The 19,701-nt window shown below is 33.3% G+C and carries 10 protein-coding genes; 8 read left to right on the plus strand and 2 right to left on the minus strand.

Going from position 1 to position 19,701, the window contains the following annotated elements; translation table 11 throughout:
• Window positions 1-4: 4 nt before the first annotated feature.
• Window positions 5-1,639, minus strand: coding sequence for a S8 family peptidase (locus BHE19_RS04480; RefSeq protein WP_070906130.1), 1,635 nt, complete (start codon window positions 1,637-1,639; stop codon window positions 5-7).
• A 510-nt stretch (window positions 1,640-2,149) separates the two neighbouring features.
• Here BHE19_RS04480 and BHE19_RS04485 point away from each other — a divergent pair.
• The 4 genes from BHE19_RS04485 (at window position 2,150) to BHE19_RS04500 (ending at window position 15,300) form a co-directional block, all read left to right on the plus strand.
• Window positions 2,150-6,268 carry an RCC1 domain-containing protein gene (locus tag BHE19_RS04485; protein ID WP_070906131.1) on the plus strand — a complete coding sequence of 1,373 codons (4,119 nt, stop codon included), beginning with the start codon at window positions 2,150-2,152 and terminating at the stop codon, window positions 6,266-6,268.
• Between the two features lie 149 nt (window positions 6,269-6,417).
• Entirely contained in the window at window positions 6,418-11,244 is a 4,827-nt protein-coding gene (locus BHE19_RS04490; protein WP_070906132.1) for a T9SS type A sorting domain-containing protein, read from the plus strand.
• A 2-nt stretch (window positions 11,245-11,246) separates the two neighbouring features.
• The gene (locus BHE19_RS04495; protein ID WP_070906133.1) at window positions 11,247-11,939 is read left to right on the plus strand and encodes a glycoside hydrolase family 78 protein; all 693 of its coding nucleotides are present in this window, start codon (window positions 11,247-11,249) and stop codon (window positions 11,937-11,939) included.
• Window positions 11,940-12,117: 178 nt separating this feature from the next.
• On the plus strand, window positions 12,118-15,300 hold the full coding sequence (locus BHE19_RS04500; RefSeq protein WP_070906134.1) for a T9SS type A sorting domain-containing protein: 3,183 nt from the start codon (window positions 12,118-12,120) through the stop codon (window positions 15,298-15,300).
• An 88-nt stretch (window positions 15,301-15,388) separates the two neighbouring features.
• Here BHE19_RS04500 and BHE19_RS04505 read toward each other — a convergent pair whose 3' ends face one another.
• A complete protein-coding gene (locus BHE19_RS04505; RefSeq protein WP_070906135.1) occupies window positions 15,389-16,246 on the minus strand; it encodes an MBL fold metallo-hydrolase in 858 nt (285 codons plus the stop codon).
• Window positions 16,247-16,542: 296 nt separating this feature from the next.
• Between BHE19_RS04505 and BHE19_RS04510 the strand changes: the two genes are divergently transcribed.
• The 4 genes from BHE19_RS04510 (at window position 16,543) to sufC (ending at window position 19,670) form a co-directional block, all read left to right on the plus strand.
• Window positions 16,543-16,872: a HesB/IscA family protein gene (locus tag BHE19_RS04510; protein WP_017494570.1), complete on the plus strand. Its 330-nt coding sequence runs from the start codon at window positions 16,543-16,545 to the stop codon at window positions 16,870-16,872.
• Between the two features lie 94 nt (window positions 16,873-16,966).
• Window positions 16,967-18,415 carry a Fe-S cluster assembly protein SufB gene (gene sufB, locus BHE19_RS04515; RefSeq protein ID WP_017494569.1) on the plus strand — a complete coding sequence of 483 codons (1,449 nt, stop codon included), beginning with the start codon at window positions 16,967-16,969 and terminating at the stop codon, window positions 18,413-18,415.
• A 7-nt stretch (window positions 18,416-18,422) separates the two neighbouring features.
• Entirely contained in the window at window positions 18,423-18,911 is a 489-nt protein-coding gene (locus BHE19_RS04520; RefSeq protein ID WP_070906136.1) for a flavodoxin family protein, read from the plus strand.
• A gap of 12 nt (window positions 18,912-18,923) precedes the next feature.
• A complete protein-coding gene (gene sufC / locus BHE19_RS04525) occupies window positions 18,924-19,670 on the plus strand; it encodes a Fe-S cluster assembly ATPase SufC (protein WP_017494567.1) in 747 nt (248 codons plus the stop codon).
• The last annotated feature ends 31 nt before the right edge of the window (window positions 19,671-19,701 follow it).

Genomic DNA, 19,701 nt, shown 5'->3' on the forward strand with positions numbered 1-19,701 from the left:
TTGTTTATTTTTTAGACATTTTTTCGGCCATCAATAAAGCATTGTAAGCGTTAACCATTTTAGCTGTTCTTGAAGATTCTGTCGAAGAAACCGCTACCGGTTTTGCTTCAGGATTATGGTTTTCACCCAAAACAACCATTGATGGAAGCGCCACTCCTGAGTCCATTAAAATTTGTTTTACCTGAGCTGCTTTTAATTTTGGATAGTACGAACGTATCAGTGCTGCAACTCCTGCCGCATTTGGAGCAGCCATCGAAGTTCCCTGCAAGTATTTGTACTTATTGTTAGGTACTGTTGCATAAATTTCTTCACCCGGAGCAAAAACATCTACGTTTATTTTTCCAAAGTTCGAAAATCCTGCTACAACAGTTTCTCCATACTCTTTATTAAGTGCCCCGATCGTGATTACGTTATCAGCAAACTCTTTAACGTTATCTTCTGAGTCGTTTGGATAATTGATGTTTTTGGTCTCATCAATATTGTATCCGTCATTTCCGGCTGCATGCACTATTAGAACATCTTTTTTTGCTGCATATTTTATTGCATCATACACCCATTTTTTATGAGGAGAGAAACTTTTTCCGAAACTTCCGTTGATCACTTTTGCTCCGTTGTCTACGGCATAGCGAATCCCTAAAGCAATATCTTTATCGTATTCATCACCATCCGGAACAGCTCTTACAGTTAGTATTTCTACATTATTGCTAACTCCGTCTCCTCCTAAATTATTCCCGCGAACCTGTGCAATAATTCCGGCTACGTGTGTTCCGTGAAGCGCTTCCTCTTTATCAGGACCAAAAACAATATTATTTCCGTAACGTGTGTTTTTAATATCCTCCGGATTATCTCCTACTATTTTTCTTCCGTCGAATTCTTTATTTAAGTTGTAATTCAACTGACCGTAAACCTGCTTACTATACTCTTTTAACTCAGAGTCAGGGTCAAAAGTTGGCCCTGCATTCGTTAAAATTTGAGTCATGATCTCTTTACTCTGGGCAACTTTTGGATCTGTAGAGGTTATAGTATTTAGATCCTCAATTTTATAAGTGGTTTTATTAAGTTCTTTTTGTATTGTTTTATGAACTTCTAACAAAAAGTCAGATTGTTGCTTGTCTCTTAAAGCGTCTTCGTATTTTTTAGTATACTGCGCCAAAGCCTCTTTATATTCAGGAGATCCGTCATCACCTTTTTTAACGACACGCGTTAATTCAAGATTTTCATGAACAGCATTTCCTAAGAAATTCCATCCGTGAACATCATCAATAAATCCGTTTTTATCATCGTCGATTCCGTTACCCGGAATTTCTTTAGAATTGGTCCAGATCATCCCTTTCAGATCTTCATGTTCGATATCGACACCTGAATCTACAATTCCCACGATCACCTTCTTTCCGGTTTTTCCTTGCAATAATTCAGCATAAGCTCTATCGACACTCATTCCTGGGATCGAATCTTTGATTAAATCAAGATGACTCCATCTTTTTAATTCATTTTCGCTAACAGGAGCTTTCTTAACAACGGCTAAAGGAGCTTTGATAAAATCTTTTCTTGCCGATTCCTGCGCTTGCATAGTGGTGGTGCAACCTGCTAAAACGATTAATGCAAAAGCAGATAATTTGAGATGTTTCATATGACTCATATATCTAATATGTATTCTAAAGTTAAATTATGGGTCTAAATTATGATTTTTTGTTACATAAAGCTAACGATTAACACTGTGTTATGATTTTTTGTTTGTGTTTTAAGAAAGTGTAAAATATAATTAAGATTCTTAACTTCAAATATTTACACAAATCCTTACATTCAAAAAATAGTTGCTAACTATTTTTTATTTTAATGAATAAAAAAATATGGTTTACGTCTTTCCGTAAGGAAAATTCGTCTAAAACCCTTATCCTTGCGTCAGAAACCTCAAAAACATACTTTTATGAAAATAAAACTACTTTTTTTGCTTCTGTAAAATGTATCTCCCAGATATACCAAACTATCAGTAATATACTGAAGTACAATTCTTAGCCGGTTTTAAAACAGCAATAAAAAAGGGTATACTTTTTTGTTGTTATTACTATTACTAATCAAGCTTAAGGCTAACTCAATAAAGCATATTCTAACCAAAAAACACACTATTAAATAACCAAATTTTTATCGTATGAGAAAAATTTTACTTTTATTTTTAATACTTTCTTGTTTTCAAATTAAGGCTCAATGTATCCAATCTATAGCTGCCGGATACAACCATAATATTATAATAAAGCCGGACGGCACCATGTGGGCATGGGGCAATAATGGTAATGGTCAATTGGGAGATGGTACCACAACTCAAAAAAACGCTCCTGTAAAAATAGGGACGTCAAATGACTGGAAAACGGTAAGCGCCGGATGGGGACATACCGTTGCAATGAAAGCAGACGGAACTTTATGGGCTTGGGGTTACGGTTCATTAGGACAAATAGGAAATGGTCCGGGCACTGTTACCGGTTATAATGCTGTCCAACAAATCGGATCTGCAAAAGATTGGCAAAGTATATCTGCAGGAGGAAATTACACCATGGCAATAAAAACCAACGGTACTTTATGGGCTTGGGGATATAATTCTACAGGACAATTAGGCGATGGTACTACTGTTAATAAAAATACTCCAATACAAATAGGAACCGATACTGACTGGCAAACTGTAGCAGCAGGTGGAGAACACACCATTGCCTTAAAAAAAGACGGTTCTTTATGGGCATGGGGTGAAAATTCTAAGGGAGCTTTAGGAGATGGTACGTTAATTAGTAAAACCATTCCAACGAAAGTAGGAACTGCTAATGACTGGAAAACAATTTCTTCAGGATACAGTCATTCAATCGCTCTAAAAACTAATGGAACTTTATGGGCTTGGGGTGAAAATATAAATGGCGGAGTTGGAGATGGAACCTCTCTAAATAAAAATTTACCAACACAAATTGGGACATCTACAAATTGGAAGAGCATTTCTGCCGGATGGAACGCTAGTTATGCGATCCAAACCGATAATTCATTATGGGCTTGGGGTGAGAACTTATTCGGAAAACTGGGTAATGGTACAACTGTAGGAAGTAACACTCCTATACAAGTAGGAACAACTACCAAATGGTCTTTAATTTTAGCAGGCAACTACCACACTGTTGCTGTTGATAAAGGCGGAGATATATCGACTTGGGGCAGAAACCAAAGTGGACCATTAGGTGACAACACAACCATCGATAAAAAAGTACCAACAAAAATAGATTGCCCATCATCTTTAACAATCACAACATCCTTTACTGCTATAACCTGCACCGGTTATGCTAATGGTTCAGCCTCAGTAACAGCTGTTTCTGGCGGTACGATGCCGTATTCATATCTTTGGTCTAATGGATATACAACTTCAACCATTACAGGATTACATCCGGGAAATTACACCTGCACAGTAAGCGATGCTACATCGTCAGTATCCAAAACCATCACGATTACAGAACCAATTCCTATTGCTGTTAATGCAACTGCGACATCTGTTTGTAATGCTAAAAATGACGGAATTATAACCGCTATGGCAACTGGCGGAACGCAACCTTATCAGTATGCCATGTATCCTGCCATGAATTTCCAGTCTTCAAATATATTCTCTAATTTATCGGCAGGCACATACTCGATTATTGCAAAAGATGCCAAAGGATGTACAACCAATCCATATACAATAACCATAAACTCATCCGCCACAGCTGCTCCAACTGCAAATGCACAGTCTTTTAAAAGTGGAGCTACTATTGCCAGTTTACAGGCTACGGGATCTAATCTTAAATGGTATAGCAGTGCTATTATACAGAGCAACTTAAATTTATCTACTTCTTTACAAACAGGTAAATACTACGTTTCTCAAACTGTTAATGGATGTGAAAGTACCAGAACTGTTGTTGATGTCACCGTTATTCCTGCTTTGATAGACGGGCAAGTACCAACAAATGGTTTAATTGCTTATTTCCCTTTTAATGGAAATGCGAATGATCTTAGCGGAAACGGATCAAATGGAACTGTTACAGGCGCTACACTAACATCAGACAGATTTGGAAATAGCAATACAGCTTATAGTTTTGATGGTACAAACAGTTATATCGATGCTGTTCTGCCAAATATTCCTAAAAACAATTCTTCGAGAACAATTTCAGGATGGTTTAAAACAAATGATGCTTTTTCTGATCCGAATAAATATCAAGTCTCCATTTTTAACTATGGGACTTTAGCAAAATTACAAAGATTGTCTCTTTCTGTTTATAGTAAAGGGTACCTTGAAGCAATAACTGGTTCTGATTTTTCTAATGATGATTTTTATGTAAACAACTTTAATTATTCTAACAACGATTGGTATTTTTTCACTGTTACCTATGATGGAACTCAGCTTTCGATATATGTAAACGGCAAATTTGTGGATCAGAAAGCGGTAAATTTAAATACTGTCGGCACTCTTTTTAGAATTGGACAAAGAATTTCCGGAGATAACACAAAAGAAGGCTTTAAAGGAACAATCGATGATATTGCTATTTGGGATCGTGTACTTACTCCCGAAGAAATTTCAGCTTTATATACGCCTGAAAATGCAGAAAATTACACTTTAATTCCTGACCCTAATTTTGAACAAAAATTAATTGATAGCGGGATTGATAACGGGGCTATCGACGGTAAAGTTTTAACTTCTAAAATCAGTAATGTAAAAATCTTAAATGTTACCAATCGTAATATTTCAGATTTAACAGGAATTGAAAATTTTGTATCATTAACTGATTTGTATTGCGGTCAAAATTCATTATCAGCATTGAATGTGAGCAAGAATAAAGCTTTGACCACTTTAGATTGTAACAACAATAAAATAACTTCCTTAGACGTAAGCAATAATACAGCCTTACTTAATTTAAGCTGCTACGCAAACCGATTAACCTCTTTAGATGTTAAGGTAAATACAGCACTGCTAAAATTAGATTCAGGTTCAAACCAATATACTTCTTTGGATGTGAGCACCAATACTGCTTTAACATTTCTGGGCTGTAATACCAGTCAATTAACTTCTATAGACGTGAGCAGAAACACTGCTTTGACTCTTCTGGATTGTCGTGAAAACAAAATAACCAACCTGGATGTTTCCAAACTCACTACTCTAACAGAGTTATATTGTCAGTCTAATCAATTAAAAGATTTGAACATAAGCAAAAATAAATCCCTGGAATTTTTAAATGCCTCAAAAAATCAAATAACCACTTTGGATCTAAGCATAAATACAGCCTTAGTGGGTTTATATGCTCACACTAATCAATTAACAAGTCTAAATTTGAAAAATGGAAATAATATTAACTTTCAATTGCCATTTCTAAATATTACAAACAATCCAAATTTAAGCTGTATTCAAGTTGACGACAAAGCCTATTCTGATACAAACTGGGCAGCAAAAAAAGATACAATTGCAAGTTATAACACTAACTGTATCTCCGGTTTTGCTCAGATTCCAGATCAAAATTTTGAGCAAAAATTAATTGATTTAGGAATTGATACCGACGGCTTAAACGGAAAAATCTCTGTTGCAAACATAAGCACCATTACGTCTTTAGATCTTTCAAACAGTACTATTAAAGATCTGTCAGGCATCGAGAATTTTACAGCACTAACATTTTTAGATTGCAGTAATAATCAATTGAGGGCATTAGATGTAAGCAGGAATCTTGCTTTAGAAACACTAAATGCTTCAACAAACCAAATCACTACATTGGACTTTTCCAAAAACAGTAAACTTAAAATCGTATATGTAGCAAATAATCCATTACTATCATTAAATCTTCAAAATGGTAATAATAGAAATTTTGTTTTAGCATCTCCAACAGATAAAAAAACAGCCTCTTTATATACCAGCTTTTTAGGACTTAAAACTCTTGGTTGCATACAAGTTGATGATGCCACTTATTCCAATGCTAACTGGTCCCGAATCAAGGAGCCCAACACAATTTATTCTAATAGCTGTAAAAATTTAGGAATAGAAGATTCTGTTTTTGATAAAATAACAATGTATCCAAACCCAACAACCGGTGAAGTGAATATTAATAATATAGCTTTAGAAAAAGCAACAGTTTATAACTCATTAGGACAATTGGTAAAAACATTTACTTTAAAGTCAAGTGATACAAACAATACAATAAACTTATCCGATTTACCAAAAGGAGTTTATTACGTATATTTAATCCATCAGGATGCCGCTTCTGCGAAAAAAGTTATCCTTAAATAATACCATTTCTTTAAGCTAAAAAATCCCATTCGCCGCGGCGAATGGGATTTTTTTATTATTCAAAAGTTCAGTCCTTTCATTACGTCTTCCCGTAAGGAATATTCAATTTTATTACTTACTCTTGCGCGATCTAATTTTAAACTCGTTCTATGAAAACAAAACTACTCTTGTTACTATTTCTATTAAATTTTTCTTTATACGCCCAGACCACTAAAATTCCGGACTTAAACTTTGAAAAATTCTTAATAAACGAAAAATATGACTCCGGAGTTCCGGATGGTCAGGTTTTAACTGCAAATATCTCGTCAATAAAGACATTAAACCTCACAGGATTAAACATTAATGATCTAACCGGAATTGGTGATTTTAAAGCATTAACACAGCTCATTTGCTCTTTTAATAACTTAACATCAATTGATGTCTCGGGCAACACTTCCCTAATTACCCTGAATTGTTTTTCAAACAAATTAACAAGTTTAAATATTAGTAAAAATACCGCTCTGACCAATTTAAATTGTGCGACCAATCTAATAACCAGTCTGGATTTAACTGCTAATTTAGCTTTGAGTACTTTAAATTGTTATGACAACAAATTAAAAAACCTGAATATCGCTAAAAACTTATCGCTGAAAGAAATTAACTGCAGCGCTAACGATTTTACAAACGGATTAGTTCTATCCAACAACACGGCATTGACTTTTATAAACTGTAATTTCAGTAACTTAACCACTCTTGACGTTTCTGCCAATCTGTATTTACAAAGTTTAAATTGCCAGGGTAATAGCTTAAAAACATTAGATGTTTCTAAAAATACCAATCTTACGTTTTTAGATTGCTCTTCAAACAACCTAACTACTATCAACTTAAAAAATGGCAATAATACTCGTTTAACCACTACTTCAACTTTTAAAAGAAACCCCAACTTAACCTGTATTCAAGTAGACAATGCCTCTTATTCTAATACTAATTGGGCAAATCTTAAAGATGCAACTCCAAATTATGCCGTTTCATGCGATGATCAAAAATATACTCTAATTCCTGATGCAGATTTTGAGAGACAGTTAATTTATCTTGGTTATGACAAAGATGGCGTAAACGGAAAAGTTCTTACAAGTGCAATCTCGAATGTAAAAACATTAAAGATTACATATACTGCTATCAATATCAAAGACATCACAGGAATACAAGATTTTACAGCTCTAGAAAGCCTGGCTTATGGTGGTAATACATTTAAATTGAGTTCTATAGATCTTTCGAAAAACGTAAACTTAAAAACACTTGATCTTACTTCTAATAGTTTAACAACTCTGGACTTGTCTAAAAATGTCAATCTGGAGAATTTAACTCTTGGCAGCAATCAACTAACAAAATTAGATCTTTCAGATAATACTAAGCTAAAGACCCTGGTATTAAACAATAACTTACTTGAATCTTTAACTATAACAAACAATAAGGATTTAACACTACTTAATTGTTATAACAATAAATTCACAACCGGGATCGATCTGTCTCAAAACACTTTGTTAACCTCTCTGGACTTAGGTTTCAATAAAATCACAAGTTCAAATTTTGACAACAACACTTTATTAAAAACTCTAAGGTTGAGTGGAAATAAACTAACATCTTTAAATCTTTCTAAAAACACTGCATTAGAAAGCTTAGATTGTTATAATAATGTTTTGACGAATTTAGATCTTAGTGCAAACGTAAATTTAAAGACTGTTGTCTGTCGTGACAACCAATTAACGAATATAAATATTACCAAAAACACCTTATTGCAAACACTTGAATGTGGCAGTAATAAACTAAAGGAATTAAACACGTCTGAAAACAAAGAGCTAACCTATTTAAGCTGTCTTTCTAATAGCTTACAAAACTATAATCCTTCTAAAAACTTAAAACTAACAGTTTTAGATTTAGGGTACAATAGATTAAATAATCTTGATGTATCTCAGAATACCTTATTAAAAAATCTAAGATGTGATGTTAATAGTCTTAACGCTATTGATGTTTCAAAAAACTTAAACTTAGAAGCTTTAAGTGTTAGCAATAATAGTATTGAAAGCATTGACCTGACAGCAAATTTAAATTTACAAAGTTTTTATATTGAAAGAAACAAACTTACAAGTCTTGATCTTTCAAAAAACAAATTACTGACTTCAGTAAATGTTACTAATAACTTGCTTTATGATTTAAACCTGAAAAATGGTAATAATAAAAATTTCACACAATACACAAAGTTTAACAACAACCTTTCTTTATCTTGTATTGTGGTTGACGACGTGACGTATGCAAATCAAAACTGGGCGACATATAAAGATTCCTGGGCAAATTTTTCTACAGATTGCAGAGCTTACACTACTATTCCGGATGCTAATTTTGAAAACAAATTAATTGCTCTTAAAATTGATACTGATGGGGTAAACGGAAAAGTATTAACACAAAGTATTGCAAGCGTAAAATCTTTAGATGTTTCTGGCAGTTCAATCGCCAACTTGACAGGAATCCAGGATTTTGCAGCTTTAGAGACTTTAAATTGTAAAAACAACCAATTAACATATTTAGATTTTACTAAAAATCCAAACCTAACCTCTTTAGATTGTTCAAACAATAAGCTTGTAAGTTTAGATTTAAACAACGAAAAAAATACTTTACTAAACAAAAGCACTTCGTTGTTTAACAATAATCCGGATTTAAAATGTATTCAGGTGGATGACGAAAGTTATTCAAATACAAATTGGGCAAACTTAAAAGACGCAACCGCTTCATACAATAAATTTTGTAACTCATTTACAGCAATTCCGGATGCTAATTTTGAAGGAAAATTAATTGCTTTGGGAATAGATACTGACGGGAAAAATGGCAAAGTATTAAGTTCAAGCATTACCTCTGTAACCACTCTTAATGTTTCAAACAGCAATATATCAAACTTAAAAGGAATTGAAGGTTTTACGGCTTTAAAAGAATTAAATATTTCTTCAAATTTATTAGTCGAAATAAATCTGACAAAAAATCTTAAACTGACTACTTTAAATTGTAACTCAAATAAAATTTTAAGTTTAAATCTTTCGGCAAATACAGAACTTACGCAAATACAATCGTCTTCAAACAATTTGTACAGCCTGAATCTGAAAAATGGTAAAAACACCAATTTAACCAACATGACTTTGGGCAATTTCACCAACAACCCTTCATTGACATGCATTGAGGTTGATGATATAAATTATTCGGCTACAAATTGGGCAAACGCAAAAGATGCTAATGCAAACTACTCTGTAACCTGTACTTCGGTTGCTTTTACCATTATTCCGGATGCTAATTTTGAGAAAAAATTAATAGCCCTTAAAATTGATACTGATGGGGTAAATGGAGCCGTACTTACTTCAAGTATTAACACACTTAAAGATCTTAATGTAAGCGATTCAAATGGCAGCCCTGTAAATCCTATTCAGGATTTAACCGGAATTCAGGATTTTGTTGCCTTGGAACAATTAAATTTCTCTTATAATTATATTTCAAAAGTAGATCTTTCAAAAAACACTGCATTAAAAACACTGTATTGTAATAAGAACCGCTTAACAGAATTAGATCTTTCTAAGAATACCTCTTTAAGGTTAATCTATTGCTTTGAAAATCAATTAACCTCTTTAGACTTTTCAAACAATACTGCTATTACAGAGATAATTTGTGGAAACAATGCACTACGCAATTTGAATGTTACAAAAAATGCTTCTTTGAATTTATTAAATTGTGATCATAACCAATTAACGACTCTTGATCTTTCAGGAAATAAAAATTTATCTTATCTGCAATGTCAGGTAAATAACCTTACAAGCTTAGACTTTTCAAACAACTTGTATTTAGTGCAATTAACTTGTAACAACAATCAGCTGAAAAAACTGGATATGTCTAAACAGGTCTCATTACAGCATTTCATTTGTAATTCTAATCAGTTAACAGAATTAGATTTAACCAAAAACAAGGATTTATATGCCTTTAATTGTCAATCAAATCAGTTGTCTTCAATTGACATTTCAACTAATTCAAAAGTTGGTTTTCTAAATGTTTCTGATAATAAACTAACTTATCTAAACATTAAAAATGGTAATAATACTAAATTGAACACTACTGGATACAGTATTCTTGATTTTAGAAAAAATCCTGATTTAACTTGTATCCAGGTTGATGATGTTACCTACTCTAACACAAACTGGTCTACACTAAAAGATGATACAGCAACTTACAACACTAGTTGTGGTGCTATCCTGACATTACCAATTGATAATTTTACTGTTGAATCTAAAAGTGAATCCTGCTTAAATGAAAATAATGGTGAAATAAACATTACTGCAAAATCTACTCAAAACTATACGGCTGTAATAAATAGTAAAAACTATGATTTTACCAATAATAGTCTAAAAGTTTCAGGTTTAGCTCCGGGAACTTATACCGTATCCATTACGGTTGCGGGCCGCACATTCGAACAAAATTTTACGATTACAATTGCAAAAGCAACAACCGTTTCAGGAAAATCTGTTGTAACTGATAAAAAAGTTAATGTTGAAATCATTGAAGGAACAGCTCCGTTTACTGTATTTGTTAACGGAACAGAACAGTTTCAAACCAATGATGCTTCTTTTTCTGTAGATGTTACTAAAAATGCTTTAGTAGAAGTAGTAACTGCAAAAGCTTGTGAAGGTGCTTTTGCTAAAAATGTTTCTGTTTCTGATTTCGAATCACAAATTTTATCTGCTTATCCAAACCCTACTTCGGGAAGTTTTGAGATAGAAATTCCAGGTGCTAAAAATGAAGTTCAAGTAGAATTATACAATTTTTCCGGTCAATTAATTTCAACCAAAACACTTGTTATCGAGAGTGGAAAAATAAAATTAAATCTTGAAAATCAACCTTCAGGAATCTATGCTATAAAAGTTTATTTAGATACTCCAGAATACATTAAAATTATAAAAAAATAAAAATGAAAAATCTTATATACCTCACAATCATTGGTCTTTTATTTGCGGCTTGCGGTGGCAGTGACGATTCAGGATCATCCGAAGCTATTAATGTAGCGCCAACAGTACCTGCATTAAAAGTTCCGGCTGATAATAAATTATGTGTAGACAATACTGTTTCTTTTCAGTGGGATCTTTCTACCGATGCTAATAAAGATGCTATTACCTATCAAATTCAGGTAGCAAAAGAGAATACGTTTGCTCAAATTGTAAAATCATCTGAAGTGACTACTAATAACACTTCAATAGCACTGGAAAAAAACACGGCCTACTTCTGGAGAGTAAAAGCGACAGACAGTAAAGGACTGGCAAGTACTTATTCCGCTACTTTTAAACTCTATACCAGTGGTGAAACAGTAGTAAATCATATGCCATTTTCTCCTGAATTGGTATCACCGGTTTTAAACGCTACACTAAACGCAACAACTGTTTCCTTAAAATGGAATGCAACTGATGTTGACACTGCAGATGCACTGACTTATGACGTTTATTTTGGAACAACAAATCCACCAACAGAAAAAGTAAGTGAAAATAAATCTGAAAAAACAATTGATGTTACAACGGTAGCGACCAAAGAATACTTCTGGAAAGTTGTTGTAAAAGACAACAAAGGAGGAGAAACTGTTGGTCAAATCTGGAAATTTAAGACCAATTAAGAAGCTTAATAATTACAATTAGTTAAACCAAAAAATCCTGTTTTCGATATACTGAAAACAGGATTTTTTATGCCTCCTATGATCCGCTCCGAATTACAACTATGTCCATTACGTCTTCCCGTAAGGAAATACCGATCTAATTTTGTAGACTTGCGCGATACTATCATAAATCAAGTCTATGAAAACAAAACTACTCTTGTTGCTGTTACTGGCAAGTTTTTCTATTTATGCGCAAACCAACTTAGTCGCAAATGGTGGATTCGAAAAGTGGACAAGCAAAACAACATTGTCCGATTGGACAACTCAAAACAATGTTAGTCAAAATACTGCAGATTATTGGGAAGGATTTAACAGCGCAATGTTATCTTTTACAAATAGTACCTTGACTCCGAAAATTACAACACAAGTTTCTTTAACTGCAGGAGTTACGTATGTAGTTAAATTCAAATATAAATACTTAAGCAGTAATTATAACACTTCTCACCCAATTGTATTAAACATTAACAAAAATGGAAGTTCGACACTCCTTTCTAGCAGTTATTTTGCCACAAACAACAACTGGACAGCCGTTGAAACTACTTTCACGCCAGATCAAAATTTACCTTACGATTTGAGTATTTCTTTAAATACTCTTGATAATATCGGGTTTAATGCCACTATAGATCATGTACAGATCTATGCTAAAGGAACCGAGCAATATACTCTTATTCCAGATTTGAGTTTTGAAAAAAACTTGATTGCTCTTGGTCACGACTCTGGCCCAACAGACGGAAAAGTGCTAACAGCTAATATTTCTACATTAACTTCTTTAAACATTACGGCTAATAGTAATGGGGTTGGTTTAGTTAAAGATTTGATGGGAATCCAAGATTTCACAGCATTAACATTACTAAATTGTCAAGGCCAACAATTAACAACTTTAGATCTGACTAAAAATACTGCTTTAGTTACTTTAAATTGCCAAAACAACTTGCTGACAAACTTGAATATTTCTAAAAACTCCTCTTTAACTACTATTATTTGCAATAATAATAACCTAACAAATCTAGATGTTTCTGAAAAATTAGCCTTGACCAATTTACAATGTACATCTAATAAATTAACAAGTCTGAATATTTCAAAAAATACTGCCTTAATCACGCTACTTTGCGACAAGAACTCACTAACAAGTCTTGATGTTGCAAAAAACACTGCTTTAGTCACTTTAGATTGTTCAGCGAATTTACTAACAAGTCTGGATGCTTCAAAAAACATAGCTTTGACATCTTTATATTGTAAAGACAACTCCCTAACAAGTGTAAATGTAAAAAATGGAAATAATAAAGCTTTTTACTGGAATTCTATTTATCATTTAAGTTTTTATGGAAATAAAGATTTGAAATGTATCACTGTAGACGACATAGTCTATTCAAATAAAAATTGGACGGGAAACAAAGAATCTGGCGCTACTTATGCCTTAGCTTGTGATGGGCGGTACACCGCTATTCCTGATCCAATATTTCATCTAGAACTAATAAATCTCGGACTAGATTCAGGTAATTTTTCTGGAAAAGTACTAACAGCAAACATTTCTTCCCTGAAAACTCTTGATATATCTTCTAAAGATATCACTGATCTTACAGGAATTGAGGATTTTACTGAATTAACTTCCTTAGATTGTGGTAAGAATAAGTTGTCTTCAATAGATATTTCAAAAAATATTGCTTTAACGACATTAAATTGTTCATATAATTATACTATAGATTTACTTGATGTTTCTAAAAATATTAATTTAAAAATCCTAAGTTGCGAGGGCCTAAAAATAAGAGATTTAAACCTAAAAAATAATTTAAAACTCACTCAACTAAATTGTCGTTATAATGCTTTGACTAATTTAGAAATTCATCCTGATCTTACTTATCTTAATTGTTCTAATAATCGATTACCGCAGATAGATGTTTCGAAGAATACTAATTTGACTTACTTTGATTGCTCCAATAATAAGTTAGCGATTCTTGATGTTTCAAATAATGGTTCTCTAACTACTTTTTATTGCAACTCTAACAATCTATTTAGCCTGAATGTAAAAAATGGTAATAACCTTAGATTGAGTAAACGTAACTTTATCGACAATCCAAAGCTGACATGTATCAAAGTTGACGCTTATAGCACTTCGAGTTGGGAATCTAGCAAAGATCCAAAAGCTTTTTACAGCCCAGACTGCAATGGAAATACTCCTTATACTCTTATACCTGATCCCGCTTTTGAGCAAAAATTGATAGATATGGGAATTGATACTGATGGTAAAAATGGAAGAGTAATTACAACCAATATATCTTCACTGAAATCATTAGATGTGTCTTCCAGCAATATTACAAATTTAACAGGAATTGAAGACTTTACATCTTTAACTTACTTAGATTGCGGTTCAAATAAAATCTCCAATATTAATTTAACGCAAAATACTGTTTTAACTACTTTGTTTTGTCCCAAAAATGATCTGGAAGGTTTGAGTCTTTACAAAAATACATTCTTGACTTATTTAGATTGTAACACAAATCGATTAAAAGGACTCAATGTATATTACCTTCCAGCCCTTACTTATTTAAATGTAAGTAATAATTCTCTTTCTAACGATGTTCAAGATCTAAATCTGTTTTTTAATACTGCCTTAACAAATTTAAATTGTTCCTATAATAAATTGACGACTTTAGACATAACTAGAAATATAGCTTTAACCACTTTTAACTGTAGTAACAATCTACTGAGAACTTTAAATTCGAATAAAAACTCGGCCTTGGTGACTTTTATTTGCAATAATAATAAACTAGAAACTTTAGAGGTGACTCAAAACTTGGCCTTAGCGACTTTTATTTGTACTAATAATAAACTACGAATTTTAGATGTAACTAAAAATGTTATGTTAAACAAATTTGATTGTCAATATAATGATTTGCGGTCTTTGAATTTGAAAAATAGGAATAACAAAAATTTTGATCTGACTTATTCTAATTTTACAAACAATTCCCTACTTACTTGTATTAACGTAGATGATGAAAATTATTCAAATGCAAATTGGTCGAATAAAAAAGACGCCAAAGCAGTTTATTCTTCAAATTGTAACTCTTTAGGTCTCGAAGAGTCTGTTTTTAATAAAGCTGTTATACACCCAAACCCAACTAAAGGCGAAGTAAACATTCAAAATGCAAGTTTAGAAAAAGCAAATGTTTATAACAGCTTAGGCCAGCTTGTAAAATCATTTACGTTAAATTTAAGTACTACCCATAATACGATCGATTTATCCGGTCTGTCAAAAGGCGTTTATTATGTGTACTTAATCAATGGGGATGCTGCCTCAGCCAAAAAAGTAATTGTCGAGTAATTATAATTTGTTGAATTAAATTTGTTAATAAAAAGTCCCACTTTCGACATCATGAAAATGGGACTTTTTTGCATTTATAGCTTTAATTTTAAAGAATTTCTTCGCAGGTAAATACTTCTTTTAAGCGAACACCTTTTTCGGTCTGTTCTACTGTTATAATTTGGTTATGTGCATCATGCTCTAAAAACAAATAATAATTGTGGTCTGCAGCCGCGTTCAAAAATTTAGATTTCTCCGGCATTGTCAATAAAGGTCGTGTATCATAACCCATTACATAGGGTAACGGAATATGCCCGGCAGTGGCTAACAAATCGGCACAGAAAACAATCGTTTTATCCTGATATTGGATATGTGGAATCATTTGCTTTTCGGTATGGCCATCCACATAATAAATTCCAAAATTCATTTCTTCAGAAAAACCGAAATCACTTTCGGGACGCTTTATAAAATTCAGCTGTCCGCTTTCCTGCATAGGCAGAATATTCTCTGAAAGAAAAGAAGCCTTTTCGCGTGCATTGGGTTTTGTTGCCCATTCCCAATGATTTTCATTCGTCCAAAACTTTGCATTTTTAAAAGCAGGCTCGTAAAAAGTCCGGTCTGAATTCCATTGCACACTTCCTCCACAATGGTCAAAATGCAAATGCGTCATAAAAATGTCTGTAATATCGTCTCTCTGAAAACCATATTTTGCCAACGATTTGTCTATCGAATGCGATCCCCACAGCGAATAATAGCCAAAAAACTTCTCCGATTGTTTGTCTCCCATTCCGGTATCAATCAAAATCAGACGATTTCCATCTTCAATAAGCAGGCAGCGTGCAGCAATATCAATTAAGTTATTAGCATCGGCAGGATTGGTTTTGTTCCAGATGGTTTTAGGAACTACGCCAAACATAGCTCCTCCATCTAACTTAAAATTTCCGGATTCTATAGGGTAAAGTTTCATGAGAATAGATTTTTAATAGGAAAACAAAACTAGGAAATACTATTTCATTTTTACAACAAACCATCATAAAGTCTTCAAAAAACAATAATAAAGTCTCATTCTTTTATCAATATAACATATATCTATTTTAACATTTGTTATAATAATGTGAACCGTTATGGAAAAAGGTTTTTAAGTCGTATCTTTGCCGATAATTTCATTTCAACATTGAAAGACAGCACTTTAAAATCGTAATCTTCGGATTACTATTTTTAAGAGCAAAATTGAGGTGAAAGCAAAAATAAACACGATAAACAATGATAAAAGTTTCTGATACTGCCAAAAATAAAATCATCGATTTGATGAGAGAAGATGGTTTTGATGCTGCTAGCGACTACGTAAGAGTAGGCGTAAAAAGCGGTGGATGCTCTGGTTTGTCTTATGATTTAAAATTCGACAAAACCAAAGGCGACGACGATAAAATATTTGTAGACAACGACATAACAATTGCAGTTGAAAAAAAATCATTTCTATATCTGGCCGGAACAATTCTTGAATTTTCAGGTGGATTAAACGGAAAAGGTTTTGTATTCAATAATCCGAATGCAAGCAGAACTTGTGGTTGCGGAGAATCTTTTTCACTATAAAATAATTAAACGATTGCAAAATTTAAAGATTTAAAAATTACAGAAGTGATAGTATTTAAATCCTTCAATTTTTGAATCTTTCAATAAAGAAACAATGAGCAAATACACAGAAGACGATTTAAAAATCGAACTCGAAACTAAAGAATACGAATACGGGTTTTATACTGATATTGAATCGGAGACATTTCCTATTGGCTTAAACGAAGACATCGTAAGAGCTATTTCCCTTAAAAAAGAAGAACCTCAGTGGATGACCGACTGGCGCATTGAAGCTTTTCGTGCCTGGAAAGAAATGATTGAACCGGAATGGGCAAATGTACATTATGAAAAACCCGATTTCCAAGCCATTTCATACTATTCTGCTCCAAAACAAGTAGATCCAAACAAAACTTTGGACGATGTAGATCCTGAACTTTTAGAAATGTACAAAAAGTTAGGTATCTCTGTCGATGAACAAAAAATGATGAACAATGTCGCTATGGATATTGTAGTCGATTCTGTTTCTGTAGCTACGACTTTCAAAAAAACTCTTGCTGAAAAAGGAATTATTTTTTGTCCAATTTCAGAAGCTATAAAAGAACACCCTGAATTAGTTAAAAAATACTTAGGAACTGTTGTACCTCAAAAAGACAACTTCTATGCTGCCTTAAACTCAGCTGTTTTCTCTGACGGAAGTTTTTGCTATATCCCAAAAGGCGTTCGTTGCCCAATGGAACTTTCCACTTATTTCAGAATCAATCAGGCAGGAACTGGCCAGTTCGAGAGAACACTAGTTATTGCTGATGAAGGAAGTTACGTTTCATACCTTGAAGGCTGTACCGCTCCAAGCCGTGACGAAAATCAATTGCACGCTGCTGTAGTTGAACTAATCGCTTTAGACGACGCTGAAATTAAATATTCTACCGTTCAAAACTGGTTCCCTGGAAACAAAGAAGGAAAAGGTGGTGTTTATAACTTCGTTACCAAAAGAGGTTTATGCGAAACAAATGCTAAAATTTCATGGACACAGGTTGAAACTGGTTCTGCTGTAACCTGGAAATATCCTTCTTGTGTACTTAAAGGAGACAATTCGGTTGGAGAATTTTATTCAATTGCCGTTACCAATAATTACCAACAAGCTGATACCGGAACTAAAATGATCCATTTAGGAAAAAATACTAAATCGACTATTATTTCTAAAGGTATCTCAGCCGGTAAATCACAAAACAGCTACCGCGGACTAGTTCAAATTAGCCCAAGAGCTGAAAATGCCAGAAACTTTTCACAATGTGATTCTCTTTTAATGGGGAACAATTGTGGTGCACATACTTTCCCATATATTGAAAGTAAAAATCCATCAGCCAAAATAGAGCACGAAGCAACAACAAGTAAAATTGGAGAAGATCAGGTTTTTTACTGCAACCAGAGAGGTATCCCTACTGAAAAAGCAATCGCCCTAATTGTAAACGGTTTCAGTAAAGATGTATTGAACAAATTACCAATGGAATTTGCAGTTGAAGCTCAAAAATTATTAGAAATTTCTTTAGAAGGATCTGTTGGTTAATTGCGAGATGGAAGATAAAAAAGTAATCATTTTAGGTTCCTCCAGAAAAAACGGAAATACAACCAGAATCGCGGATGAAATTTCTAAAGAAACCGGAATAGAAGTAATTAATCTGAGTGATTATAATATTTCCTATTATGATTACGAAAGTAAAAACAGAGAAGATGATTTTTTTCCTTTAATAAAAGGTATCATCGAGAAGTATGACACTTTAATTTTTGCAACGCCTATATATTGGTATAACATGAGTGGAATCATGAAGGTATTCTTTGACCGCTTTTCGGATTTAATCCGAATTGAAAAAGAAACCGGAAGAAAACTCAGAGGGAAGAAAATTGGTGTGATCTCCAATTCACACGATAATGAAATTGAAGAGAGTTTTTACATTCCGTTCAAAAAATCAGCCGATTATCTAGGCATGGAATATTTAGGACACGCGCATTTTAATGCTAACATCCTAAACGAAACAACAAAAATAGAATTGACATTTATATAAAATAAAAAGACAATGTTATCAATAAAAAACCTTCACGCCTCAATTGGTGATAAAGAAATCCTTAAAGGAATTAATATAGAAGTAAAAGCTGGCGAAGTACACGCTATCATGGGACCAAACGGTTCAGGAAAAAGTACACTTTCGGCTGTAATTGCCGGAAACGAAAACTATGAAGTTACTGACGGAGAAGTTTTCCTTGACGGAGAAGATCTTGCTGATCTTGCTCCTGAAGAAAGAGCACACAAAGGAGTTTTCCTTTCTTTTCAATATCCTGTAGAAATTCCGGGAGTTAGCGTAACTAACTTCATGAAAACTGCCATCAATGAAACCCGTAAAGCTAACGGTCAGGAAGAAATGCCTGCAAACGAAATGCTGAAAGTGATTCGTGAGAAATCTGAATTGTTAGAAATCGACCGTAAATTTCTGTCACGTTCTCTTAACGAAGGATTTTCCGGAGGAGAGAAAAAAAGAAATGAGATTTTTCAAATGGCAATGTTAGAGCCAAAATTAGCCATCCTTGACGAAACAGATTCGGGTCTTGATATCGATGCCCTTAGAATTGTTGCCAATGGTGTTAACAAATTGAAAAGCGAGAAAAACGCTATCATCGTAATCACGCACTACCAACGTTTATTAGACTATATTGTTCCGGATTTCGTTCACGTTCTTTACAACGGAAGAATCGTAAAATCTGGAGGAAAAGAACTAGCCTACGAATTGGAAGAAAAAGGATACGACTGGATTAAAGCGGAGAATTAAATTTTTGTTTCAGGTTTCATGTTTTTTTAGT

It is taken from the genome of Flavobacterium tructae (genome assembly GCF_001853485.1).
GTDB lineage: Bacteria > Bacteroidota > Bacteroidia > Flavobacteriales > Flavobacteriaceae > Flavobacterium > Flavobacterium tructae.